Genomic DNA, 25,016 nt, shown 5'->3' with positions numbered 1-25,016 from the left:
ACCCGGAGGCCTCCATGGCAGACGCGGGAAACGTCACCGCTCTCTTCCGCGCGTCCACCGCGCACAGCCCCTCGTACTCAGCGCTGAACAGGGCGGCAGCCGACAGCGGGCAGCCGCTCGTCGACTTCTGCATCCCGTGCAATCCGTACTTCCCGACGCCCGAGATGTACGAGGAGCTCGGCGGGCGGCTGCGGGACATCCTCACCTACTACCCGAGCGGCGCGGACACCATCGCGGCCGAGCTCAGCGCAGTGCTCGGGCTCAATCCGCAGACCGTCGTGATGGGCAACGGATCGACCGAACTCATCACCTGGATCGACCACTTGCTGGTGCGCGACGCGCTCGCCGTTCCGGTGCCGACGTTCGGGCGGTGGACCGATCAGTCGATGGAGACCGGCAAGCGGGTGGACATGTACCTGCTCCCGGAGGCGGACGGCTTCGTGCTCGATCCTTCGGCCTATGTCGACTTCGTACGCGCCCGCGGCTCGCGCACGGCAGTCATCTGCAACCCCAACAACCCGGACGGGGGCCTGCTTCCGCGCCGCTCCGTGCTCGCGCTGCTCGACGCGCTGCAGGATCTCGATCTGGTGGTCGTCGACGAGTCGTTCCTCGAATTCGCCGACGCGGGACCGGAGTCGAGCGTCTCCGACGAGGCGGTGCTGCGCCCCAATGTCATCGTGCTGCGCAGCCTCGGCAAGAACTTCGGGCTGCACGGCGTGCGCTTCGGGTATCTGGTCGCCAATCCGGGCCTGGCCGGCAGGGTGCGCGCCGCGCTGCCGAAGTGGAACCTCAACTCCTTCGCGGAGACGGTGGTGTTCATGCTGAAGCAGCACCGCCACGCCTATGACCTGAGCCTGCGTCAGGTACGCCGCGACCGCCAGGAGATGATCTGGCACCTCGGCCGGCTTCCCGGGCTCACCAGCTATCCCTCGCAGGGCAACTTCGTGTACGTGCGGTTGCCCGACGGCGTCGACGGAGCGGTTCTGCGGGACCGGCTGCTCGCGGAGCACGGCATCCTGGTGCGCGAGTGCGGCAACAAGATCGGCAGCTCCAGCCGCTTCCTGCGTCTGGTCGTGCGTCCCCCGGTCGACGTCGAGCACCTGGTGATCGGTCTCGAACAGACGCTGTACGCGACCGGGGACGCCGGACTCCTGCCGGTCCCCTACGGCACGGGGCACCCCGCGGTGGACCGTCTGGTGATGCGAGCCTGAATCATGTGGGCCTGGGTCACCTGTGCGCGAACGCGCTCATCGCCTCCGTCGGCACGCCGTCGTAGTCGAAGAGCACCTGGTTCTCCCAGGCGTTGCCCGTCGAGGGGTCCGTCGGGTCCCAGCCGTTCCCCTCGACGGCGGTCCAGGTGGCGTCCCACCAGAACACGCCCAGGCCGCGACCGGCCGGGACCGCCTCGACGACGCTCTGGATGTCACGGAACCAGGCCGCCTGGCCCGCCTCGGTCGCGGGGTAGCCGCCGACGAGTTCCTCGGCCTTGTCGATGACGTCCTCCCAGTCGTCGTCGCTGTCCAGACGGAAGGGGTAGGCCGTCTCGGCGACGAAGAGCGGCTTGGCGTAGCGCGCCGCGAGGTCGTCCAGGTTGGCCTGGAGGTCGGAGAGGGCGCCGTGCCAGTAGCCGTAGAACGACAGGCCGATGACGTCGAAGGGCACGTTGTGGGAGACCGCGTTGTCGAACCACGTGCGGTACAGGGCGTTGTCGCCGCCATTGGCGAGGTGGAGGGCGACGACCGTGCTCGACGAGACGGCCTTCGCCGCCGTCGCACCGGCCGTCAACAGCCCGGCAAGCTGCGCCCAGTCGGAGGTCGAGCCGGCGGGCCACAGCATGCCTCCGTTCAGCTCGTTGCCGATCTGCACCATGTCGGCGGTGGTGCCCTGCGCCTTGAGTGCACTGAGGACGTCGTACGTGTGGTCGTGGACGTCGGTCTTCAACTGGGCGTACGAGTGTCCCGCCCAGGCCGCAGGGATCGTCTGGGCGCCTGGGTCGGTCCAGGTGTCGGAGTAGTGGAAGTCGACGAGGAGCTTCATGCCCCGCGCCTTGACGCGCTTGGCCACGGCGAGGACACGTGCCTTGTCGCAGTAACCGTCGGCCGGGTCGACCCACACGCGCAGGCGGGCGTAGTTCATCCCGGCGGACTTGAGCACGGCGAGCGCGTCCGCCGTGGCGCCCGAGCCGGTGCGGTAGACGCCGCCGAAGTCCTCGCTCTTCTTGAGTGAGGAGATGTCAGCACCCTTGATGGGGAGGCCGGTTGAGCCCGGCGTGAGGGTGATGTCGTCGAAGTTGGCCCAGTTCCCCGCGTTCGCGTCGGAGTACAGGCGCACGGTGCACGCGTTGCCGGTCACCTTGACGGAGGTGACGAGGCGGAGCCACGCGCCGTTCGGGGTCGGCGGCAGGTCGGTGCGCTGTTCGGCGGAGCCGCTCTTGAGGGCGAGGTAGGCCGCGTTCTGCCCGCCGCTGGAGCGGACCCAGGCGGTGAGCGTGTACGTGCCGTCGGTGAGGCCGGTGAGGTACTGGTACGTCTCGGCCTTGTACGCCGACGCCGACCAGTGCGCCAGGCGCTGCCCGCCGGTGCGCCCGCCCGCTTCCGCGAAGGAGGCGCTGGTGGTGCCGTAGGCGCTCCAGCCGGTGGTGCCGCTCTCGAAGCCCCCGTTGGTGAGGGTGGACGCGGCGCTCGCGGACCGGCCGGGCAGGGCCGCGACGGCGGCGCCGCCGAGTGCGGCCGCCAGGACGGCCCTGCGGGTGGCGCGTGAGCCATTGACCTCGTGTGACCTGGGTCTTCCGTTTCCGTGCATCGTCGATGTCCCTTCGACTTGGCCGTACGTGGGGTGGGCGGTGCGTGGGATTGGTTCTACGTGGGAGAAGGCGGGGTCAGCCGTCGAGGCGTACGACCCGTACGGTGCCCGCGGGCACCGCGAGGCGGCCCGCGGCACGCTCGCCGGTGAGGAGTTCGGTGCCGTGGGCGTCCAGCGGCACCTTGGCCTCGGACTCGGTGTGGTTGACGGCGAAGACGTAGGTGCCGGTGTCGCCCCGCCGGGTCACCACCTCGACGTCACGCGGGAGTTCGGGGCGCTCGGTGACGCCCGCGTCGGCGCAGGCGCCGGCGAGCAGGGCGTCGAGATCGCGGGCGGTCAGACGCGTGGAGACGTACCAGGCGGTGCCCTCGCCGAGTTGGTGACGGGTGACGGCCGGGTGCCCGGCGGCGAGGCCGTCCGCGTACGTCCATACGGTCTCGGCGCCGCGCGGCACGACGAACTCCGTCCACACGTCGCCGGTGAGTTCGGCGCCGTCGGGGCCCGTGATGCGCACCGACCGGCCGTCAAGGAGCGGTGAGAACTCCTCGACGGTCAGGCCGAGTACGTCGCGCAGGGCGCCGGGGCAGGGCCCGGGGTGCACGGCTTCGTGCTCGTCGACGATGCCGGAGAAGTAGGAGACGAGGAGGGTGCCGCCCCGCGCCACGTACTCCTTGAGGTTGAGGGCCGCGGCCTCCGTCGCCAGGTACAGCGCGGGCACGACGACCAGGGGGTACGCCGACAGGTCGGCCTCGGGGTGGGCGAAGTCGACGGTGAGATGGCGGTCGTACAGGGCCTCGTAGAACGCGTCGGCGCGCTCCCGTGCGTCGTGGTCCTCGCTGGGCCGCCACTGCAGGGACTGCGCCCACCAGGAGTGCCAGTCCCACAGCATCGCCACGTCGGCGACGGTCCGCGTGCCCTGCAAGGGCGCCAACTCCCGTACGGATCGGCCTAGTTCGACGACCTCGCGCCAGACCCGGGAGTCCGTTCCGGCGTGCGGCAGCATCGCGGAGTGGAACTTCTCCGCGCCGCGCCGGGACTGCCGCCACTGGAAGAACAGGGCGCCATCGGAGCCGCGCGCGACGTGGGCCAGGGAGTTGCGGGCCATCTGCCCCGGCGCCTTCGCGGGGTTGCGTGGCTGCCAGTTGACGCCGGACGTGGAGTGTTCCAGGAGCAGCCAGGGGGCGCCGCCCGCGACGGAGCGGGTGAGGTCGGCGGCCATGGCGAGGTTGACGTGGGTGCGGCGGCCGTCGGTGATCAGGTAGTGGTCGTTGGTGACGAGGTCGACCTCGCGGCCCCAGGCCCAGTAGTCCAGGGAGTCGCACTGGCTGAGCGCGGTCATGAAGTTGGTGGTGACGGGGGCGCCGGGGGCGAGGCGGTGCAGGATGTCGCGTTCGCGCACGAAGTTCTCGCGCAGGGTCGCGTCGGCGAACCTGCGGTAGTCCAGGGCCTGGGCCGGGTTGCCGACGGTGGGGGTGACGCGCGGCGGCTCGATCTCGTCGAAGGCGCCGTAGCGCTGTCCCCAGAAGGCCGCCCCCCAGGCCTCGTTGACCGCTTCCACGCTCCCGTACGTCGTCCGCAGCCAGACCCGGAAGTGCGTGGCGCAGGAGTCGCAGTAGCAGGCAGAGACCGGCACGCCGTACTCGTTGTGGACGTGCCACATCGCGAGCGCGGGATGCTCGGCGTACCGGCGGGCGAGCTGCTCGGTGATCGCGGACGACGCCTCGCGGTAGGCGGTGTTGCTGTGGCAGATGGCGCCGCGTGAGCCGAACTCGTACCGGACGCCATCGGCGGTGACGGGCAGGGCTTCGGGGTGCGCGCGGTAGAACCAGGCGGGCGGCGCGACGGTCGGGGTGCCGAGGTCGGCGCGGATGCCGTTCTCGTGCAGGAGGTCCAGGACCCGGTCGAGCCAGCCGAACTCGTAGCTGCCGGGCGACGGTTCGAGCAGGGCCCAGGAGAAGATCCCGACGCTCACCATCGTGACGCCGGCCTCGCGCATCAACGCCATGTCCTCGCGCCAGACGGATTCCGGCCACTGCTCGGGGTTGTAGTCCCCACCGAAGGCGAGCCCGCTCAGGCCCGTGGGGGTGGTCTCCGGCATGGATCTCTCCCGAGTTCATCGATCAATTGGGAACGTGCACACACACTTTCACGGCTCTGAGTTCAACATAACCGCACAGCAACAACCATTGACAAGTGTCCTGGATGTTTCTCTACTGTGAACGCTCACAGATGCGTGGCAGGCCGCTCGACGCAGTCGGCACAGCCACCCGGTAAGGGGAGACCATCCATGCCGTTCACGAAGCACCGCCGCTTCTACGCCACTTCGCTCGCCCTCGCCCTCGGCGCCGCCGCCCTCACCGCCTGCGGCTCGTCGGACGACGAGAGCCAGCAGGAGTCGGGCCCCGCCTCCCTGACGTACTGGGCCTGGACACCCGGCATGGACAAGGTCGTCGATCTGTGGAACAAGGGTCCTGGCAAGAAGGAACAGATCAAGGTCACGGTCAAGAAGCAGGCGTCCGGCGACACCCTCGTCACCAAGATCCTCACCGCCCACAAGGCCAAGAAGGCCCCCGACCTGGTCCAGGCCGAGTACCAGGCGCTGCCGACCCTGGTCAGCAATGACGCGCTCGCCGACATATCCGGTGAGGTGGGCAAGGTGAAGGGCGACTTCCCCGAGGGCGTCTGGCAGCAGACGACGCTCGGCTCGGACGCGGTGTACGCGGTGCCGCAGGACTCGGGGCCGATGATGTTCTACTACCGCTCGGATCTCTTCGAGAAGTACGGCCTCAAGGTCCCCGCCACCTGGGACGAGTTCGCCGAGACCGCCCGTGCGCTGAAGAAGAAGGCACCGGACAAGGACCTCACCACGTTCTCCGCCAACGACTCCGGGCTCTTCGCGGGCCTCGCCCAGCAGGCGGGCGCCAAGTGGTGGACCACCGAAGGCGAGAAGTGGAAGGTCGGCATCGACGACGACGCCACGCGCAAGGTCGCCGACTTCTGGGGCGGCCTCGTCAAGGAGGGCGCCATCGACAACCAGCCGATGTACACCCCCGCCTGGAACAAGGCCCTCAACACCGGGAAGCAGATCGCCTGGGTCAGCGCCGTCTGGGCGCCCGGCACCCTCACCACCGCCGCACCCGACACCAAGGGCAAGTGGGCCATGGCCCCGCTGCCGCAGTGGTCCAAGGGCCAGAACACCACCGGCAGTTGGGGCGGCTCATCGACCGCCGTCACCACCGACAGCGGCCACAAGACGGCCGCCGCCAAGTTCGCCGCCTGGCTGAACACCGACCCGAAGGCGCTCGACGCGCTCGCGAAGGAAGGCGGCATCTACCCCGCCGCCACCGCGGCCCAGACCAGCGGCGCGTTCGCCGAACCCCCGGCCTTCTTCGCAGGCCAGAAGGACTTCTACCCGCAGGCCGCCGAGATCGCGAAGACCGCGGCGCCTGGCGCCTGGGGCCCGAACGTGAACGTCGCGTACACCTCGTTCAAGGACGCCTTCGGCTCGGCCGCCAAGAACAGGTCCGACTTCGGCGGCGCCCTCGACACCATGCAGGACACGACTGTCGCCGACCTGAAGAAGCAGGGCTTCGGAGTCGCGCCGTGACCTCCGCACCCCCGCACCCCGTACGCCCCCGCCGCAGGGCGTCGTACGGGGTCAGGAGCGCCCCGTACGCGTTCCTGCTCCCCGCCACCCTGCTCTTCGCGCTCTTCTTCGCGCTGCCCATCGGCTACGCGCTCTGGCTCAGCCTCCACAAGGTCGAGGTGAAGGGCCTCGGCCTCGGCAAGGACGCCCGGCGCGAGGTGTGGGCCGGGATCGGCAACTACACCGACGCGCTCACCGACTCCGAACTCCTGCACGGCGCGCTGCGCGTCCTCGGGTACGGCGCCATCGTCATCCCGGTGATGCTCGGCCTCGCCCTGCTCTTCGCGCTGCTCCTGGACACCGAGCGGGTACGCCTCACGCCCTTCACGCGCCTCGCGATCTTCCTGCCGTACGCCGTGCCCGGGGTCATCGCCGCGCTCCTGTGGGGGTTCCTCTACCTCCAGGACGTCAGCCCGTTCTTCTTCGTCCTCGACAAGCTGGGCCTGCCGCAGCCCGATCTGCTCGACGGCGGCCCGCTCTATCTCGCGCTCTCCAACATCGCGGTGTGGGGCGGCACCGGCTTCAACATGATCGTCATCTACACCTCGCTGCGGGCCATCCCGGCCGAGGTCCACGAGGCGGCGAAGCTGGACGGCTGCTCGCAGCTGCAGATCGCGCTGCGGATCAAGATCCCGATGGTGGCGCCCTCGCTGGTGCTCACCTTCTTCTTCTCGATCATCGCGACGCTCCAGGTGTTCAGCGAGCCCACCACCCTCAAGCCGCTCACCAACTCCGTCTCCACCACCTGGAGTCCGCTGATGAAGGTGTACCAGGACGCCTTCGGCAAGGGCGACATCAACTCGGCGGCGGCGACCGCCGTGATCATCGCCTTCGCCACGCTCGTCCTGTCCTTCGGGTTCCTGCGCGCCGCGAACTCCCGTACGAAGAAGGAGGCGGCCCGATGAGTTCGCCGCGCTCGCTCGCCGTCCGCAAGACCGCGCTCCGCAAGTCCGCGCCCGCCGCGGGCACCACCCCCGGCACCGCACAGGGCCCGCCCGCGGCCCCGCCCCGCCGGATCGCCGTGCTGCCCACCGCCGTACTGCTGCTCGGCGCCCTGTACTGCCTGCTGCCCGTGCTCTGGGTGGTGATCGCCTCCACCAAGTCGGGCCGCGAGCTGTTCTCCACCTTCACGTTCTGGCCCGGCAGCGGCTTCGCCGACAACGTCACGGACCTCTCCGCCTACCGCGACGGCATCTACTGGCGGTGGATGGGCAACTCCGCCCTCTACGCGGGCCTCGGCGCGCTCCTGTCCACGGCCGTCTCCGCGGTCAGCGGCTACGCCCTCGCGATCTACCGCTTCCGCGGCCGCGAGACCGTCTTCAACATCCTCATGGCGGGCGTCCTGATGCCCCCGGTGATCCTGGCCGTGCCGCAGTACCTACTGCTCGCGAAGGCGGACCTCACCGATTCGTACGCCTCGGTCCTGATGCCGCTCGTCCTCTCCCCCTACGGCGTGTACCTCGCCCGGATCTACGCCGCTTCGGCCGTGCCGGGCGATGTCGTGGAGGCGGGGCGGATGGACGGTGCGAGCGAGTGGCGGATCTTCACGCGGATCGCGCTGCCGATGATGGTGCCCGGCCTTGTGACGGTGTTCCTCTTCCAGTTCGTTGCGGTGTGGAACAACTTCCTGCTCCCCTACATCATGCTCAGCGACGACGAGAAGTTCCCCATCACGCTGGGCCTTTTCACGCTCCTCGAGCAGGGCTCCAACACCCCCGCTCTCTACACCCTCGTGATCACCGGCGCCCTGCTCGCCGTCGTACCGCTCATCGCCCTCTTCCTGGTCATCCAGCGCTTCTGGAGCCTCGACCTGCTGTCCGGAGCCGTAAAGTCGTGACCATGAACGCAACGGGGGGCAGGCGCAGGCCGCCGACGATCCACGACGTGGCCCGCGAGGCCGGCGTCTCGCGCGGCACGGTGTCCCGCGTCCTCAACGGCGGCCACTATGTGAGCCCTTCCGCACAGGAGGCCGTGAACGCGGCCATCCGCAAGACCGGTTACGTCGTCAACCGGCACGCCCGCTCGCTGATAACCGGCCGCTCCGACTCGGTGGGCTTCCTCCTCACCGAACCGCAGGAGCGCTTCTTCGAGGACCCGAACTTCAATGTCCTGCTGCGGGGTTGTACGGGGGCCCTCGCCGCGCACGACATCCCGCTGCTCCTGATGCTGGCCGGCACCCCGGACGAGCGGCGCCGCATCATGCGCTACATCACCGCGGGCCACGTGGACGGGGTGCTCCTGGTCTCAAGCCACTCCGGCGACCCCGTCGCGGACGAGCTGCGCGATGCCGGTGTCCCCCTGGTGGCGTGCGGGAAGCCGATCGGCCAGGCCTCCAAGGTGAGCTATGTCGCCGCGGACGACCGGGACGGCGCCCGCGACATGGTGCGCCATCTGCTGTCCATCGGGCGGCGCCGCGTCGGCACGGTGACCGGGCCGCTCGACACCCCCGGCGGTGTGGACCGGCTCGCGGGCTACCGGGAGATCCTCACCGAGGAGGGCATCCCGGTCGACGAGCGGCTCATCGCGTCCGGGGACTACAGCCGGGCGGGCGGTGAGGCCGCCGCGACCCGGCTCCTCGCCCAGGCTCCGGACCTGGACGCCGTGTTCGTCGCATCGGACCTCATGGCGCAGGGCGTCCTCACCGCCTTCCACCGCGCGGGCCGCCGCGTCCCGGAGGACATCGCGGTCGGCGGCTTCGACGACTCGCCCGCCGCCCTGACCGCCCGCCCCGAACTGACGACGGTCCGCCAGCCCTGGGACCGGATCAGCGCCGAGATGGTGCGGGTGCTGCTCGCCCAGATAAGCGGCGAGGACCCGGCCGCGGTGATCCTGCCGACGGAGCTCGTGATCCGCGGCTCGGCCTGACGTACGAACCGGCCTGACGTGCAAGGACGAGGCCGCGGAGGGCATACTCCCCGCGGCCGTGAGGGAGGGACCCGAACATGACTGACGCCTTGGCCACCGGCCGCGACGGCGCCGTGACCAACTGGGCGGGGAACATCACCTTCTCCGCCCGTGAACTGCACCGGCCCGCTTCGCCGTCCGCCCTGCGCGCCCTCGTCGCGGGCAGCCGCCAGGTGCGGGTGCTCGGCAGCGGCCACTCGTTCAACCGGATCGCCGACGTGGACGGCGGCGCGGCGGACACCGCCCTGCTCTCGCTCGCCGCCCTTGAGCCGTCGATCGACGTGGACACCGCTGCGCGCACCGTGCGTGTGTCAGGTGGTGTGCGGTACGCCGAACTCGCCCGGCACGTCGCCTCCCACTGTCTCGCCCTGCCCAACATGGCCTCGCTGCCGCACATTTCGGTGGCCGGCTCGGTCGCCACCGGTACGCATGGCTCGGGCAACGGCAACCAGTCCCTGGCGGAGATCGTTCGCGCGGTGGAGCTGGTGACCGCCGACGGGGAGACACACGTACTGAACCGTGGCGACGACGGGTTCGACGGCGCGGTGGTCTCGCTCGGGGCGCTCGGCGTCGTCCTCGCCCTCACCCTCGATCTGGAGCCGGACTACACGATGAGCCAGCACGTGTTCGGTGAACTCCCCCTGGCAGACCTCGACTTCGACGCGGTGACATCGGCGGCGTACAGCGTGAGTCTGTTCACGGACTGGCGCGGTCCGCGCTTCAACCAGGTGTGGCTCAAACGGCGCGGTGCCGCCGCCGTCGATTTCCCCTGGGCAGCGCCCGTGAGTGAGCCTCGGCATCCGGTACCGGGCATGCCTGCCGTCAACTGCACCGAGCAGCTGGGTGTTCCCGGGCCCTGGCATGAGCGTCTCCCCCATTTCCGGGCGGAGTTCACGCCGAGCAGCGGGGCCGAGCTCCAGTCGGAGTATCTGCTGCCGCGCGAGCACGCCCTCGCCGCACTGCACGCCCTGGACACCCTCAGGGACCAGGTGGCACCCGTCCTCCAGGTGTGCGAGGTGCGCACCGTCGCCGCCGACACCCAGTGGCTCAGCCCCGCTCACGGCCGCGACACCGTGGCCTTCCACTTCACCTGGGTGCCGGACGCGACAGTCGTGCTCCCGGTGGTCGCGCTCGTCGAGGAGCGTCTGGCGCCGTTCGCGCCCCGGCCGCACTGGGGCAAGGTGTTCGGCGCCGACCCCGCCGAGCTCGGCGCCCGCTATCCGCACGCCGCGGACTTCGCCGAACTGGCCCAACGCATGGACCCACAGGGGAAGTTCCGCAACGCCTTCGTGCGCTCTTTCGTACATCCCTTCCTCCCTCCCACCACCCGCCTTCACCGCACTCGATGACTGAGGCACCCGCATCTGCCCAACCGGCCGCCGCGCGGGGCAGGTTGCTCTCCCGCGTCCTGGTCGGCTTCCTCGCCCTCTACATCCTCAACGTCGCCGTAGAGGCGGGCGTCGGCGGCTGGGAGCCCACCCATCTGGAGACCGTCGGCTACAGCGCGGCCCCGGTGGCGTACGCGGGCGTGGGGCTGTTCATCGCGCCCGTCTTCCCGACCGGTCTGCCGTGGCTGACCCGAGCGCTTCCGAAGGCCCGACCAACTAGCTCCTCACCGCAGGAACCCCTCCGGCAACAGGTGCTGCGCCCGCAGCCCGTCCCGGACCAGCCCCGCGTAGACCGTCGCGCCATGGGTGGAAGTGTGGGTGTTGTCGCGCTTCTCGTCGTAGAGGTACAGCGCCTTGGAGTCCTCGACGCCGAGAGACTCCACGAGCTGCTTGGTCCTGGCCGTCAGGTCGATGAGCGGCACGCCGTGGTCGGCGGCGACCGAGCGGACGACCTCCGGATGGTTGACGCCCAGGCCGTTGACCAGGAGCGCGGTGTCGTTGTCGAGCGTGCCGTCGGCGTTGAACCAGCGGCGCACCACGGGTGTCACCAGGACCGGTTTCCCGCCGCGGGCGCGGACGCCGTCCACCAGGGCTTCGAGGTTCGCGCGGTAGGTCGGGCCGTCGGTCTGCTTGTCGTTGTGGGCGAGCTGGATGAGGACCAGGTCGCCCTTGCCGATCCTTGTGCGTACGGCCGGGAAGAGGCCGGGGTTCTCGAGGTAGGTGACCGTGCTCTCGCCGGAATCACCGTAGTTGGCGACGGACACGCCCCTGCCGAGGTACTGCGGCAGCTGCTGGCCCCAGCCGGAGTACGGCTCCCCCGGCTGATCGCAGACGGTGGAGTCACCGGCCAGCAGGATCTGCCGCGTATGCCGGGCGGGCGTGACGCGGATACCGGCGAGAGCGGGCGCCGAGCCGCCGACGTGCACGTCGAGCCCCGGGTTGCCGTCGGGGCCGAGGGGCTCGCCCTCGGGGGTGCGCACGTCGACGGTGAAGGCGCGGCGCAGCCGTTGGCCCGCCTCGGTGGCCGTCTCGGCCAGGACGGTGCGGCGGGTCTCGGCGGTGAGCCGCGTGCTCGCGGCGTCCTCACCGCCGAGTTCGACCGTCACGTCGTACGTTCCCGGGGCGACGTCGAAGTGGCAGGTCACGGGGGCGGTGGTGGAACAGTCGGCGAGCCCGGGGGCCCCGGCCGCGGGGGCGGCCAGGGCGGGGGCCTGGAGGGTGGCGGCGGCGGTGGCCGCGGTCAGCAGGACGGTGACCGCACGTCTTCGTACGGTGGCTGTCACCTTGCTCACACCCCAGTGGCATCTGCGACGGGGATGCCGAAGTCGGGTGTGCCGTCCGCCTTCCAGCCGAGCTTCTGGATGCGGGTGTGGCGGTTGGGGTCGTTGAGGGGGTCGCCGACGATGTCCTTGTACTGGCGGGCGTGGTAGACGAGGACGTCCGTGCGGCCGTCCTCGGCGACGGTGAAGCAGTTGTGCCCCGGGCCGTACTGCTTGGTCGTGCCGTTGCTGGTGAAGACGGGGGTTGGCGACTTGGCCCAGGAGGCGGGGTCCATGAGGTCGCTGCGGGTGTCGGCGGTGAGCAGACCCATGCAGTAGTTGAAGTCGGTCGCGGACGCGGAGTAGGAGAGGAAGACACGGCCGTTGCGCTGGATGACGGAGGGCCCCTCGTTCACCTTGAAGCCGACGCACTCCCAGTCGTACTCGGGCGTGGTCAGGCGTACCTGAGGCCCCGTCAGGGTCCACGGGTTCGCCATCCGCGACAGGAAGACGCCGGTGTTGTTGTCCATGCCGGGCTCGTACTGCGCCCAGGCCAGGTAGCGGCTGCCCCGGTGCGTGAAGGTGGTGGCGTCGAGGGAGAAGGTGTCCCAGGCCGTGGTGAGCTGCCCCTTCTCCGTCCAACTCCCCTTGAAGGGGTTGGCGTTGGCGTTCTCCAGGACCCAGATGCGGATCTTCCACACGTCGTCGGCGGGGGCCGCGGCGAAGTAGATGTACCACTTGCCGTTGATGTGGTGGAGTTCCGGCGCCCAGATGTGCGAGGCCATGTCGCCAGTGGTGTGCCGTCGCCAGATGACGGACTCGTCCGCCCGCGTCAGGCCCCGCAGGGTGCGGGAGCGGCGCAGGATGATGCGGTCGTACTCGGGGGAGGTCGCCGTGAAGTAGTAGTGACCGTCGGTGTGGCGGCGGATGTGCGGGTCGGCGCGCTGCTCGACGAGCGGGTTGCGGTAGGCGGCGGCCGCCCTGGACGCGGCGTGGGCAGGCGCCTGCGCGAGGGCCGGTGCGGCGGCGAGGGCGCCTGCGGCCAGCGTTCCCCTCAACACGGTTCTACGGCTGGGTACTTCGTTGTGGCTCATGCGGCTCCCTGATGGGCGGGGTGGGATTACGGGACGGACTTCTCCGCGGTGGACGGCACCTCGGGAAGCGGTACGGCTGAGGGTGCGGACGGCGTGCTCAGCGCGCGCCGCAGCAGGGGGACGGCGAGCAGGCCGAGCACGGCCACCGCGAGCAGGAACAGCAGGCCGGTCAACGCGCTGCCGGTGGAGTCGACGACCGCCGCGATGCCGAGCGGGCCGAAGCCGCCGCCGAGGTTGCCGACCGCGTTGACCGCCGCGATGCCCGCAGCCGCCGCGGCGCCCGTCAGGAAGCGCGGGATCAGCGCCCAGAAGGCGGGCTGCGCCGCGTATCCGCCCACGGCTGCCGCGCACAGGCCGAGCATCTGGACGACAGGCGATCCGAAGAGCGCGGTGACGGTGAACCCCGCGACGGTCAGGCCGAGCATCGCCGCGGTCCACAGATAGGGCGTGTCGCGGCGGGCCACCAGACGGGGCACGACGACGAGTCCGGCGGCGACACAGACGTACGGAATGGCGGAGACGAATCCGACCTCGGTGCTCGTCAGGTCCCCGAAGCCGTCGATGATCGTGGGCAGCCAGAAGGACAGGCCATAGGTGGAGAGGGGGAAGGCGAGGAAGAACACGGCGGCCGTCAGGACACGGCGGTCGCGCAGGACCGCGAGGGCGTGCTGCGGCTGTTCGCCCGCCTCCGCCCGGTCGGCGGCCAGGGCTTCGGTGAGCCACCGGCGTTCATCGGCGGCGAGCCAGCGCGCCTGCTCCGGTCCCGCGGGCAGCCTGGCGAGGACGACAGGGGCGATGAGCACGGCCGGGATGCCGGTGGCCAGGAACACCCACTGCCAGCCGGTCAGTCCCCAGGTTCCGTCGAGGTCCATCAGGACGCCCATCAGCGGGTTGCCGACGATGAACGAGACGGGCGCGGCGAGCATGAACGCACCGATGGCGCGGCCCCGGTGGCTGCCGGGGAACCAGCGGGAGAGGTAGTAGAGCACCCCGGGGAAGAACCCGGCCTCGGCGGCTCCGAGCGCGAAGCGGGCCAGGTAGAACTGCCAGGTGCTCTGCACGAGGACCGTGGCGATGGTGACCAGGCCCCAGGTCAGCAGGATCCGCGCGATCCAGCGGTGCGCGCCGACGCGGTGCAGCATCAGGTTGCTGGGCACCTCGAAGATCGCGTACGCGGTGAAGAAGAAGACCTGGCCGAGGGTGAACGCCGTGGCGCTGACGCCCAGTTCGGCCTGGAGCTCCAGTTTCGCGAAGCCGACGTTCGAGCGGTCGATGTAGGCGATCACATACAACAGGCCGAGAAACGGCAGCAGTCGCCACGCGGTCTTCTTGAGCACTGTGCGCTCCATGGTGCGAGCGTCCCCTCACGCCGGCGTTCGTGATTTCGAACGCCATCTGATACTCCGAACGCCGAAACGGTAAGGGGGTGTTGGAGCAAGGTCAACGGTTGCGACGAGATACGCCCGCGGGCTGCTGCTTCACCCGTCCACGGGCTCCTGCTGCGCCCCTCCGAGCGCCTCCCCGCACGCCTTGATGTACGCGCTCACCAGCGGGCGGCGGTCCTCACCCGCGCGCCAGGCCAGGGCGAACCGGCTGGGCGTGATGCCGCGGACCGGGCGCGTGACGACGCCGCCCAGCGTGATCAGGGGTGCGTTGCCCGCGGCCACCAGGCAGACGCCACGGCCGTCCACCAGCGCCTCGTACGTCTCGTCGGTGCTGGCGATCTCCGCGCCGATGCGGGGTGGGCGGCCCGCACGGGCGTCCAGGGCGAGCCAGTAGTCCCGCAGCGCGCCCGCGCCATCGGGCAGCGCGAGGAAGGGTTCGTCGACGATGTCGGCGAAGGCGATCTCGTCCAGGGAGGCGAGGCGGTGGGTCGTGGGCAGGGCGACATGACGCGGCTCCTCTGCGACCACCATCCACTCGTAGCGCTCCAGGTCGGGCAGCGGCAGCCAGATGAAGGCCACGTCCGCCGTGCCGTCCGCGAGGCCCGCGCTCGCGTCCTCCCAACTCACCTGCCGCAGCCGGATCGTGGCCGCCGGATGGGCCTCGCCGAAGCGGGACCGTACCGCCGGGAGGAGTCCGCCACGAGCAGGACGTGTGCTCATGCCCACGCGGAGCGTGGCCCGCTCCTCGGTCTTCGCGCGCTCCACCGCATCGACCGCCGACTGCAGGCGCTCAAGGGTCTGCCGAGCGTGCGGCAGGAGGGCCGCGCCCACCGGAGTGAGCCGCACGCCGCCCCGGTCACGGACGAACAGCTCGGCGCCCAACTGCCGTTCCAGCGCCCGTATCTGCTTGCTCAGGGCGGGCTGCGAGACGAAGAGCAGCTCGGCGGCCCGCGTGAAGTGCAGCTCCTGCGCCACCGCGACGAAGTAGCGCAGATCCCTGCTGTGTACGTCCCTGCCGTGTAGATCCCTGCCGTGTAGGTCCATAACCATCAGCTATCACGTCAGGTCTTGGACGGGCCACCCGCATCTGCCGCAGGGTGATCCACGTGGCCGGGGAACGGATGAACCGGCCGATATCTCAAGGGAGTTCGTGATGACGAAGGTGTGGCTCGTGACAGGCGCGAACAGCGGTTTCGGCCGGGCGATCACCGAGGCGGCCGTCGCGGCGGGCGGCGTGGTCGTGGCCACCGCCCGCAGCGCCTCTACCCTGGACGACCTGGTCGCCGCCCACCCCGATCAGGTCGAGGCGCTCACCCTGGACGTGACCGACACGGCAGGCATCGAGGCCGCCGTGCGCGACGTCACCGACCGGCACGGCCGCATCGACGTGCTGGTGAACAACGCGGGCCGCAGCCATGTCGGCGCACTGGAGGAGGACTCGGACGCCGAGCTGCGCGCCCTGTTCGACGTGCACGTCTTCGGCCCCGCCGCGCTGACCCGCGCCGTCCTTCCGCACATGCGGGCGCGGCGCTCGGGAGCGATCGTGCAGATGAGCAGCATGGGCGGGCAGATGTCGTTCGCGGGGTTCTCGGCGTACAGCGGCACGAAGTTCGCCCTCGAGGGGATGTCGGAGGCGCTGGCCGCGGAGGTGGGCCCGCTCGGCATCAAGGTCCTGGTCGTGGAGCCCGGCGCGTTCCGGACGAGGCTGTTCGGCAACACCAGCGCCAGCCCCGTCGAGATCCCGGACTACGCGCGGACGGCGGGCGCCACCCGCACGATGGTCGCCGGCGGCGACGGCGAGCAGCCCGGCGACCCGGCGAAGGCCGCCGCAGCGATCATCACCGCGCTCGACGCCGACGAGACCCCGCTGCGCCTCCCGCTGGGCGAGGACGCCGTGGACGCGGTCGTCGGTCACCTCGACTCGGTCCGCGCGGAGATCGCCACGTGGGAGAAGGTGACGCGCGCGACCGCCTTCGACGCCTGAGCCCCCCGCAGAGACTCCCGAGGCGGTGTCAGCGGTCGCGCTTGACCGCCCGCAGAATCACGAACTTCGGGTTGCCTGCGACGACTTGGGAGTTGCCGAAGAGCTTCCGCAGCTTCACGTGATAGTCGAGATGGCGGTTTCCGACGACCCACAGCTCGCCGCCGGGGCGCAGCGCGGCACGCGCACCGCTGAACATCCGCCAGGCGGTCGCGCCGGAGGTCGCCTGGTGGGTGTGGAAGGGCGGGTTGTTCAGGACGAGGTCCACCGACCCCGCCGGGACGGTGGCCAGCGCGTCGCCCGCGATGAACTCCGCCCGGGTGGAGTCGGCGGCGTTCGCGCGGAAGGTGGCCTCCGCCGAGGCCATGGCGGGGTACGACTCGTCGATGAAGGTGACCGTGGCCTCGGGGTCGGCGACGGCGGCGGCCGTGCCGAGCACGCCGTTGCCGCAGCCCAGGTCCACGATGTGCGCGGCGCCCTTGCCGGTCGGCAGGTGCTGCAGAAGGAAGCGGGTGCCGATGTCGAGGCGCTCGGCGCAGAACACGCCCGCGTGGTTGACGGCGGTGAGGCCCGCGCCCGCGCCGGAGTCGTCGTCGAGGACGTAGCTGCGCGGCCAGGGGCTGGGGCTGGGGCCGTGCTCCGGGTCCGGGTCCGGGGTGCTGAAGATGAGCCGCGCCTTCTGCCGGGCCAGCGACGTCCGCGTAGGGCCGATGATCCGCTCGAACAGGTCGAGCGTCGAGGTATGGATCTCGGTGACCATGCCGGTGCCGACGACGACCGTGCCAGCGTGCAGGGCGGGCGCGAGCCGGTGCAGCTGGTCCTCCAGGAGCGCGAGGCTCTTCGGTACGCGGACCAGGAGTACGTCGATCCGGCTCGGCGGGGCGTCGCAAGTCGTCGAGAGCCGCACCGCGTCCGGCGCGAATCCGGCGCGTGCCACGTTGGCCCGCGCCGCCTCCCGCGCGAGGAACGAGTCGGTGATCAGCGTCGGCCCGTGCTCCGCCAGCGCGGTGGTCAGCGCGCCCCAGCGGTCACCGACGACGGCCACGGTGCCGGAGAGGTCGACGGGCTTCCCCTCCGCTTCCGTTCCTTCCGTCTCGCCCGCGAGATGCCGCAGCAGGTAGGCGTCGGCGGCGGACCAGGCGCGCAGCGGGTCGCGAGGGTCCTCGGGAAATCGTGTGAGGTCGTACGCGCCCCATGACGTGCTCAGCCGGTTCATCGTGCCCTCAGGCTAACGGAGTGGCGCCGCTGCCCCGATCAGCGGCTCCCGTAGTGCGAGCGCGGCCCGTTCTCCTTACCGTCCTTTCGTGGAGCACCCGCGCATCCCATCCCCGAGGAGCCGTCATGCCGGAGCTGTTCATCGGCGGAACATGGACCACTGCCGTGGACGGGCAGGTACGGGAAATCCGCTGCCCCGCGGACAACACCCTGGTCGCGACCGTCGACGAGGCCGGACCGAAGGACGCGGCGGCGGCGATCGCCGCCGCGCGTGAGGCCTTCGACCGCGGACCGTGGCCCGCCACCCCCGCGGCCGAACGAGGCAGGCTGCTGCTGCGTGTGGCCGATCTCCTCGAACGCGACAAGGACGCACTCGCCCGCGCCGAATCCCTGGACACCGGGAAGCGGCTCGTGGAGAGCGAGTACGACATGGACGACATCGCGAACTGCTTCCGCTACTTCGGGAACCTGACGGCGTCGGGCGGCACCGACCGGATCGTCGACGCCGGAAGCCCGGATGTGGACAGCCGGGTGGTGCACGAGCCGGTCGGGGTGTGCGCGCTGATCACCCCATGGAACTATCCGCTGCTGCAGACGGCCTGGAAGGTCGCCCCGGCGCTCGGCGCGGGCAACACCTTCGTCCTCAAGCCCAGCGAGCTGACCCCGCACACCTCCATCATCCTGATGCGGCTGCTCACCGAGGCCGGTCTTCCGGGCGGGGCCGCCAACCTGATCCTCGGCGCGGGCCCCACCGCGGGCGCGCCGCTCAGCGAGGACCCGCGGGTCGACATGGTGTCGTTCACCGGCGGTCTTGTCACCGGGCGGCGCATCATGGCCGCCGCGGCGCCCACGGTGAAGAAGGTCGCCCTGGAACTGGGCGGCAAGAACCCGAACATCGTCTTCGCCGACGCCGACTTCGACGCCGCGCTCGACTACGCCCTGATGGCGATCTTCCTGCACTCGGGCCAGGTCTGTTCGGCCGGGGCCCGGCTCCTCGTCGAGGACTCACTGCACGACAGGTTCGTCGACGCGGTGGTCGAGCGCGCGCAGCAGATCCGGCTCGGCGGCCCCTTCGACGTCAACGCCCGCACGGGGCCGCTGATCTCCGCCGCGCACCGCGACAAGGTCGAGGCGTACGTGGCGGCGGGCATCGCCGAGGGCGCGGTCCTTCGCTGCGGGGGCGCGCGCCCCGACGACCCGGCGCTGCGGGACGGCTACTACTACCCGCCGACCGTGCTCGACGAGTGCACCCCCGGCATGTCCGTGGTCACCGACGAGTCGTTCGGCCCGGTGCTCACCGTCGAGCGGTTCCGGGACGAGGAGGAAGCGGTCGCGCTCGCCAACGACACCGTCTACGGACTCGCGGGCGCCGTCTGGACCGAGGACACCGGCAAGGGCCAGCGCGTGGCGTCCCGGATGCGCGCCGGGACCGTGTGGATCAACGACTTCCACCCCTACGTGCCGCAGGCGGAGTGGGGCGGCATGAAGCAGTCCGGCTTCGGCCGCGAACTGGGGCCCGCCGGCCTCGCCGAGTACCAAGAGGCCAAGCACATCTGGCGCAATCTCGCAGCGACACCGCAGAGGTGGTTCGAATGAGCACGGATTCCGGCCCAGGCCCGGACCCCGCCGTCCCGGCGAGGTCCCAGAGCCAGGATGACGACGATGCCCTGGGCGAGCTCGGTTACCGCCCCGAGCTCAAGCGCACCCTCGGCAACTTCCACACCTTCGCCGCGGGGATCAGCTACATCTCGATCCTGACCGGCACCTTCCAGCTCTTCTACTTCGGCGTCAGCTTCGGCGGTCCCGCCTACTGGTGGTCGTGGCCGATGGTCTTCGTCGGTCAGCTGATGGTGGCCCTCTGCTTCTGCGAGCTGGCCGCCCGGTATCCCGTCGCCGGGTCCATCTACAACTGGGCCAAGAAGATGGGCGGTCCGCACGTCGGCTGGCTCGGCGGCTGGATGATGATGACGGCCACCATGGTCACGCTCTCCGCCGTGGCGCTCGCCTACCAGATCACGCTGCCGCAGATCTCCGACTGGTTCCAGTTCGTGGGCGACGGCAGCGGCAAGAACGACGCGGCGGCCAACGCCGTGCTCCTGGGCACGGTCCTCATCGTGTTCTCCACCGCGGTGAACGCCTTCGGGGTCAAGCTCATGGCCCGGATCAACTCGGCGGGTGTGTTCATCGAGCTGATCGCCGCGGTCGCGCTGATCATCTTCCTGGCGGCGCACATCACCCGTGGCCCCAGCAGCGCCCTCACCGAGACGAACGGCCTCGGCAGCGGCCAGACGCTCGGGTACTTCGGCGCCTTCCTGACCGCGTCGCTGGCCTCCGCGTACGTGATGTACGGCTTCGACACGGCCTCTTCGCTCGGCGAGGAGTCGCACAATCCGGGCCGCAACGCACCCCGCGCCATTCTGCGTGCCCTCATCGCCTCCTTCACCATCGGCGCGTTCATCCTGCTGTTCGCCCTGCTCGCGGTGCCGGATCTGCAGGCCGAGGAACTCTCCACCGGCGGACTGCAGTACGTGGTCCTCGAGACGCTCGGCTCCACCATCGGCGAGATCTTCCTCTGGGCGGTGGTCGTCGCCATCACCGTCTGTGTGCTTGCCGTGCAGGCCGCCGGCATCCGGCTGATGTTCGCCATGGCGCGGGACAACAACCTTCCGGCGGGCACGCACCTCGCCAAGGTCAGCCCCCGCTTCCAGACCCCCGTGGTGCCCGCCGTCCTGATCGGCATCGTGGGTGTCGTCATCCTGGTGATCAACATCAACCAGCCGCAGATCTTCTCGGTGATCACGAGCATCGCGATCATCATGATCTACGTGGCCTACCTGCTGGTCACCGTGCCCATGCTGCTCACGCGGCTGCGCGGCGAGTGGCAGCCCGCCGAGGGGAAGTTCTCGCTCGGCCGGTGGGGGCTGCCGATCAACATCATCGCGGTGCTCTGGGGCGCGGCGATGTCCCTGAACCTGGCCTGGCCCCGCGCCGAGGTCTACAACGCCACCGGACCTCAGCACTGGTACCTGCGCTGGGGCGCGTTCCTCTTCATCGGCATCGTGGCGCTCGGCGGCTTCGCCTACTACTGGTTCGTGCAGCGGCACAAGACGGGCGTGCTCGAGGAGCACCGCTTCCAGGCCGCCGACCCCACGTCTCCCCCGTCGCCGCCGTCACCCCCGGCCGCTCCCTGAACCCCGCTGATCTGGAGTCGTCATGCCCGCAGAGAGTCCCAAGGCCGAGTTCGACTACGTGGTGGTCGGCGGCGGTACGGCAGGCGCCGTCGTCGCCGCGCGGCTGACCGAGAACCCGGACGTCAGCGTCTGCGTCCTTGAGGCAGGGCCTTCGGACGTCGGCGACGACAACATCCTCCAACTGACCCGGTGGATGGCCCTGTTGGAGTCCGGTTACGACTGGGACTACCCGGTGGAACCGCAGGAGAACGGCAACAGCTTCATGCGGCACGCCCGCGCCAAGGTGCTCGGCGGCTGCTCGTCGCACAACTCCTGCATCGCCTTCTGGGCCCCCGCCGAGGACCTCGACGAGTGGGGCTCCCTGGGCTGCACGGGCTGGAGCGCCGCGGACTGCTTCCCCCTCTACCAGCGCCTGGAGACCAACGACGCGCCCGGCGACCACCACGGCCGCTCGGGCCCGGTGAACATCATGAGCGTCCCGCCCAACGACCCCTGCGGGTCGGCCCTGTTGGAGGCGTGCGCGGCGGCGGGCATCCCCACCACGCCGTTCAACACCGGCAAGACGGTGGTGCGCGGCGCCCACTGGTTCCAGATCAACTCCCTTACGGACGGCACCCGTTCATCCGCCTCGGTGTCGTACCTGCACCCGATCCTCGGCAAGCGGCCCAACCTGGAGGTACGCACAGGGCTGCAGGCCAAGCAGTTGCTGTTCGACGAGAACCGGCGGTGCACCGGCGTCGAGTACCTGGAGCCCGACACCATCCACAGCGGCAGCGTCACGGCGCGCCGCGAGGTGATCGTGTCCTGCGGGGCCGTCGACTCGCCGAAGCTCCTGATGCTGTCGGGGATCGGTCCCGCCGGGCATCTGCGGGAGTGCGGCGTGGACGTGCGGGTGGACTCCCCCGGAGTCGGCGCCCACCTCCAGGACCACCCCGAGGGCGTGATCATGTGGGAGGCGAAGCAGCCGATGGTCACCTCCTCCACCCAGTGGTGGGAGATCGGCATCTTCGCGAACACCGAACCGGGCCTCGACCGCCCGGACCTGATGTTCCACTACGGCTCGGTGCCCTTCGACATGAACACCTACCGGCGCGGCTATCCGACCACCGACAACGCCTTCTGCCTCACCCCGAACGTCACCCGGGCCCGCTCCATGGGCACGGTGCGGCTGCGCACCCGCGACTTCCGGGACAAGCCGAAGGTCGACCCGCGCTACTTCACGCACGAGCACGACATCCGCGTGATGACGTACGGACTCCGTCTTGCCCGCGAGATCGCGGCGCAGTCCCCGATGGCGGACTGGGCGGGCACCGAACTGGCTCCAGGTCCTGACGCCACGACCGACGACGAGCTGTTCGCCTACATCCGACAGACCCACAACACCGTCTACCACCCGGCGGGCACCGTGCGGATGGGCGCGACGGACGACGCGGACTCGCCGCTCGACCCCGAACTGCGGGTCAAGGGCGTCACCGGGCTCCGTGTCGCCGACGCGTCGGTCATGCCGTTCCTGCCCGCGGTCAACCCGTGCATCACGACGATGATGATCGGCGAGAAGTGCGCGGACATGATCAAGTCGGGCTGAGCGGCGAAGTCACTGGCGGTCGAACCACGTCGGCTGTTCATCGGCCATGGCCTGCTTGATCCGGAAGAGTCCGAACTCGTGCAGGTCGGGCAGCTGGTCCAACGCGAACCAGCCCACTTCGAGCGACTCGTCGTCGTTGACCCTGGCCTCGCCGCCGACGGCGCGGCAGCGCAGGGTGATGTCCATGAACTGGCAGGTGTCGCCGTTGGGGTACGTCACCGGCTCCAGGGCCTCGACGAGCACCACGCGCTCGGCCACGCAGTGCACCGCGGTCTCCTCGAACACCTCGCGCACGGCACACGCGGCGGGCTGTTCCCCCGGATCCGGGATGCCGCCGATGACCGACCACTTGCCGTTGTCGGAGCGCCGCCCGAGGAGCACTCTGCCCTCGTCGTCGAAGACGATGGCGGTGACCCCGGGGAGCCACAACAGCTGGTGGCCCGCGTCGGCCCGGATCGTGCGGATGAAGTCAGGAGTAGCCATGGCCTCGACCCTAACGGGAGCGCCTGGCCCGCACGGCGCCCGTCACCGCCCAGCCGAGACCGCCGGCGGCGATCAGCACCAGGATGCCCTCGGGCAGGACGCCGAGCCGGGTGGCCGGGGTCTGCGATGAGCGCAGCGGCACCTCCTCGACGAGCGAATCGGCGGTGAACCACTTCGTCTTCTGGGAGACCCGGCCGTCCGGCATGATGATCGCGCTGACGCCGCTGGTCACCGGCACGGTGACGGTGCGGCTGTGCTCGACGGCGCGGATCCGCGACATGGCAAGCTGCTGGTACGTCATCTCGCTGCGGTCGAACGTCGCGTTGTTGCTGGGTACGGAGATCAGCTGCGCGCCATGGGTGACGGTGTCGCGCACGGCCCAGTCGAAGGCCGCTTCGTAGCAGGTGGCGAGGCCCACCTCGGTGCCCGCCATGGTGAAGACGCCGGGCTTCGTGCCGCGGCTGAAGTCCTGGCGCACCATGCCGACGTCGCTGCTGAAGAAGCCGACGACGTCGCGCAGCGGGATGTACTCGCCGAAGGGCTGGATCTGCCGCTTGTCGTAGGTGTCCGTGGGGCCCTTCTTCGGGTCCCACAGGATCTGCTCGTTGAAGAGCTTGCCGTCCTTGGACTGGACGACCCCGCCGACCGAGATGGGGGCGCCGATCGCCTTGACCGCACGCTCGATCGCCTCGCGCGCGTCGGGGTTGGTGAACGGGTCGATGTCGGAGGAGTTCTCCGGCCACAGGACGAAGTCCGGCTGCTTCGCCTTGCCCGCCTTCACCCGGTCCGCGAGCCGCTCGGTCTCACGCACATGGTGGTCGAGCACGGCCCGGCGCTGGGCGTTGAACTCCAGGCCCGCCTGCGGGACGTTGCCCTGGATGGCCGCGACGGTCGCCGTGCCGTCCTCGGCGTCGTCGCTGATGAGCGGAAGCGCGGCGAAGGCACCGCCGACCGGGACGAGCACGCTGAGCAGGGCCGCTGCCGCCGCGCCACGGCGTACGACGCGGGTGCCGCGCATCTCGAGCGCCTGACGGACGATCTCGTACAGGCCGAAGCCGCACAGGACCACCGCGAACCCGAGCACCGGGGTACCGCCAAGGGCGGCAAGCGGCAGGAAGACACCATCCGCCTGCCCGAAGCCGATCTTCCCCCAGGGGAATCCGCTGAACGGCACGCGCGCGCGTGCCGCCTCACCGGCGACCCAGAGAGCCGCCGCCCAGAGCGGATAGCCGGGCAGCCGCGAGACGGCGGCGATGCCCGCTCCGACGAGGGCGACGAACATCGCCTCGATGGCGGCGAGCGCCAGCCAGGGCCCCGGACCGACCTCCACTCCGGTCCACACCAGGAGCGGCAGCAGGAAGCCGAGGCCGAAGAGATAGCCGAGCCCGAGGCCCGCCTTCCAGCTGCGGCCGTGCAGGCACCAGGCGAACACCGCGAAGGCCGGCAGGGCCAGCCACCACAGGGTGCGTGGCGGAAAGCTGACGTACAGCAGCACTCCGGAGAGTGCCGCCGCGGCGGCCGGGACGAGCCCTCTCAGGACGCGGGCCTTGCGCGAGGCGGGCGCGGGACGCGGTCCGAGCTGCTCCGACTCGTCTACGGAGGTCGTGGTGGCGGTCACTCGGGGAGTGTACGGCGCGTCACTCGGACACGGACAGCAAGGTCGTGCCCGGCCGTCGAAGGCTGCGTCCACGCGATCGACGGATCGTTCCTGCGCAAGACGTCCACATCTCACGGTCCCAGCGACTACGGTGTGCCCGAGTCCCTGACCTGCGGCCGGATGGAGCCACAGCGTTCGGGGCCCGTCATACGGCGGGGGGCGACGGGGTGGGGACAACGGGGATGGCCGCGACGGCCGGGCCACCAGGGGCGTACGAACGGCGCAGCGCGTCCGACGCGACGGGCTGCGCCCTGCTCGGTGTGTGCGCGGCCTGGACCTTGATCAGCGCCGGGGTGCACGGCGGCCAGCCCGAGGGCGTGCTCCTCGCGGTGCTCGCCGTGGCCGCCGGGTACGCGGGCGGGCGGATCTGCGGCGCGCTCCTGCCGGTCGCCGCGCCCTGCGCCGGTGCGCTGGCGGGGGTCGGCC

Annotated in this window: 19 protein-coding genes and 2 pseudogenes; 12 read left to right on the top strand and 9 right to left on the bottom strand. The window is 70.5% G+C overall.

Going from position 1 to position 25,016, the window contains the following annotated elements; all coding sequences use genetic code 11:
* Positions 1-14: 14 nt before the first annotated feature.
* On the top strand, positions 15-1,211 hold the full coding sequence (locus ABD378_RS08065; RefSeq protein ID WP_344519809.1) for a pyridoxal phosphate-dependent aminotransferase: 1,197 nt from the start codon (positions 15-17) through the stop codon (positions 1,209-1,211).
* 16 nt (positions 1,212-1,227) lie between these two features.
* Here ABD378_RS08065 and ABD378_RS08060 read toward each other — a convergent pair whose 3' ends face one another.
* Both ABD378_RS08060 and ABD378_RS08055 read right to left on the bottom strand, forming a co-directional pair.
* Positions 1,228-2,802, bottom strand: a complete 1,575-nt coding sequence (locus ABD378_RS08060) for a glycosyl hydrolase 53 family protein (protein ID WP_344519808.1) — start codon at positions 2,800-2,802, stop codon at positions 1,228-1,230.
* A gap of 76 nt (positions 2,803-2,878) precedes the next feature.
* Complete coding sequence (locus ABD378_RS08055; RefSeq protein WP_344519807.1) at positions 2,879-4,900, bottom strand: beta-galactosidase; 2,022 nt, start codon at positions 4,898-4,900, stop codon at positions 2,879-2,881.
* 189 nt (positions 4,901-5,089) lie between these two features.
* Here ABD378_RS08055 and ABD378_RS08050 point away from each other — a divergent pair, with 189 nt between their 5' ends.
* From ABD378_RS08050 to ABD378_RS08025, 6 genes and pseudogenes are all read left to right on the top strand, one after another.
* Positions 5,090-6,409, top strand: a complete 1,320-nt coding sequence (locus ABD378_RS08050) for an ABC transporter substrate-binding protein (protein WP_344519806.1) — start codon at positions 5,090-5,092, stop codon at positions 6,407-6,409.
* A complete protein-coding gene (locus ABD378_RS08045) occupies positions 6,406-7,353 on the top strand; it encodes a carbohydrate ABC transporter permease (RefSeq protein WP_344519805.1) in 948 nt (315 codons plus the stop codon). Before ABD378_RS08050 ends, ABD378_RS08045 begins: the two co-directional genes overlap by 4 nt.
* Entirely contained in the window at positions 7,350-8,285 is a 936-nt protein-coding gene (locus ABD378_RS08040; RefSeq protein WP_344519804.1) for a carbohydrate ABC transporter permease, read from the top strand. Before ABD378_RS08045 ends, ABD378_RS08040 begins: the two co-directional genes overlap by 4 nt.
* Positions 8,282-9,313 (top strand): LacI family DNA-binding transcriptional regulator, encoded by a 1,032-nt coding sequence (locus tag ABD378_RS08035; RefSeq protein ID WP_344519802.1) that lies wholly within the window; start codon positions 8,282-8,284, stop codon positions 9,311-9,313. The genes ABD378_RS08040 and ABD378_RS08035 overlap by 4 nt, the downstream gene beginning before the upstream one ends.
* A gap of 77 nt (positions 9,314-9,390) precedes the next feature.
* A complete protein-coding gene (locus tag ABD378_RS08030) occupies positions 9,391-10,701 on the top strand; it encodes an FAD-binding protein (RefSeq protein WP_344519801.1) in 1,311 nt (436 codons plus the stop codon).
* A pseudogene (locus tag ABD378_RS08025) lies at positions 10,698-10,952 on the top strand (MFS transporter); the annotation flags it as partial. The gene ABD378_RS08030 and the pseudogene ABD378_RS08025, both read left to right, overlap by 4 nt.
* A gap of 12 nt (positions 10,953-10,964) precedes the next feature.
* Here the strand turns inward: ABD378_RS08025 and ABD378_RS08020 are convergent.
* From ABD378_RS08020 to ABD378_RS08005, 4 genes are all read right to left on the bottom strand, one after another.
* Positions 10,965-12,023 carry a rhamnogalacturonan acetylesterase gene (locus ABD378_RS08020; protein ID WP_386546044.1) on the bottom strand — a complete coding sequence of 353 codons (1,059 nt, stop codon included), beginning with the start codon at positions 12,021-12,023 and terminating at the stop codon, positions 10,965-10,967.
* A gap of 5 nt (positions 12,024-12,028) precedes the next feature.
* Positions 12,029-13,093 carry a glycoside hydrolase family 43 protein gene (locus tag ABD378_RS08015; protein WP_344519800.1) on the bottom strand — a complete coding sequence of 355 codons (1,065 nt, stop codon included), beginning with the start codon at positions 13,091-13,093 and terminating at the stop codon, positions 12,029-12,031.
* 26 nt (positions 13,094-13,119) lie between these two features.
* Positions 13,120-14,442: an MFS transporter gene (locus ABD378_RS08010; protein WP_344519799.1), complete on the bottom strand. Its 1,323-nt coding sequence runs from the start codon at positions 14,440-14,442 to the stop codon at positions 13,120-13,122.
* 129 nt (positions 14,443-14,571) lie between these two features.
* The gene (locus tag ABD378_RS08005; RefSeq protein ID WP_425583821.1) at positions 14,572-15,522 is read right to left on the bottom strand and encodes a LysR family transcriptional regulator; all 951 of its coding nucleotides are present in this window, start codon (positions 15,520-15,522) and stop codon (positions 14,572-14,574) included.
* 109 nt (positions 15,523-15,631) lie between these two features.
* Here ABD378_RS08005 and ABD378_RS08000 point away from each other — a divergent pair, with 109 nt between their 5' ends.
* Entirely contained in the window at positions 15,632-16,462 is an 831-nt protein-coding gene (locus ABD378_RS08000; protein ID WP_344519797.1) for an oxidoreductase, read from the top strand.
* A 28-nt stretch (positions 16,463-16,490) separates the two neighbouring features.
* Here ABD378_RS08000 and ABD378_RS07995 read toward each other — a convergent pair whose 3' ends face one another.
* Positions 16,491-17,675 carry a methyltransferase gene (locus ABD378_RS07995; protein WP_344519796.1) on the bottom strand — a complete coding sequence of 395 codons (1,185 nt, stop codon included), beginning with the start codon at positions 17,673-17,675 and terminating at the stop codon, positions 16,491-16,493.
* A gap of 125 nt (positions 17,676-17,800) precedes the next feature.
* Here ABD378_RS07995 and ABD378_RS07990 point away from each other — a divergent pair, with 125 nt between their 5' ends.
* The 3 genes from ABD378_RS07990 to ABD378_RS07980 are packed head-to-tail and all read left to right on the top strand — an operon-like array spanning position 17,801 to position 22,450.
* The gene (locus ABD378_RS07990; protein ID WP_344519795.1) at positions 17,801-19,270 is read left to right on the top strand and encodes an aldehyde dehydrogenase family protein; all 1,470 of its coding nucleotides are present in this window, start codon (positions 17,801-17,803) and stop codon (positions 19,268-19,270) included.
* Positions 19,267-20,865, top strand: a complete 1,599-nt coding sequence (locus tag ABD378_RS07985; RefSeq protein ID WP_344519794.1) for an APC family permease — start codon at positions 19,267-19,269, stop codon at positions 20,863-20,865. The genes ABD378_RS07990 and ABD378_RS07985 overlap by 4 nt, the downstream gene beginning before the upstream one ends.
* A gap of 22 nt (positions 20,866-20,887) precedes the next feature.
* Entirely contained in the window at positions 20,888-22,450 is a 1,563-nt protein-coding gene (locus ABD378_RS07980; protein ID WP_344519793.1) for a GMC family oxidoreductase, read from the top strand.
* A 9-nt stretch (positions 22,451-22,459) separates the two neighbouring features.
* Here ABD378_RS07980 and ABD378_RS07975 read toward each other — a convergent pair whose 3' ends face one another.
* Positions 22,460-22,933, bottom strand: a complete 474-nt coding sequence (locus ABD378_RS07975; protein ID WP_344519791.1) for an NUDIX hydrolase — start codon at positions 22,931-22,933, stop codon at positions 22,460-22,462.
* 10 nt (positions 22,934-22,943) lie between these two features.
* Positions 22,944-24,551 carry an apolipoprotein N-acyltransferase gene (gene lnt / locus ABD378_RS07970; protein ID WP_344519790.1) on the bottom strand — a complete coding sequence of 536 codons (1,608 nt, stop codon included), beginning with the start codon at positions 24,549-24,551 and terminating at the stop codon, positions 22,944-22,946.
* A gap of 221 nt (positions 24,552-24,772) precedes the next feature.
* Between lnt and ABD378_RS07965 the strand changes: the two are divergent.
* Positions 24,773-25,016, top strand: a pseudogene (locus ABD378_RS07965) (O-antigen ligase family protein); the annotation flags it as partial.

Origin of the sequence: Streptomyces rectiviolaceus (assembly GCF_039533825.1) — a bacterium.
Taxonomy (GTDB): Bacteria; Actinomycetota; Actinomycetes; order Streptomycetales; family Streptomycetaceae; genus Streptomyces; species Streptomyces rectiviolaceus.
This window is presented reverse-complemented; position numbering and strand designations above follow the sequence as displayed.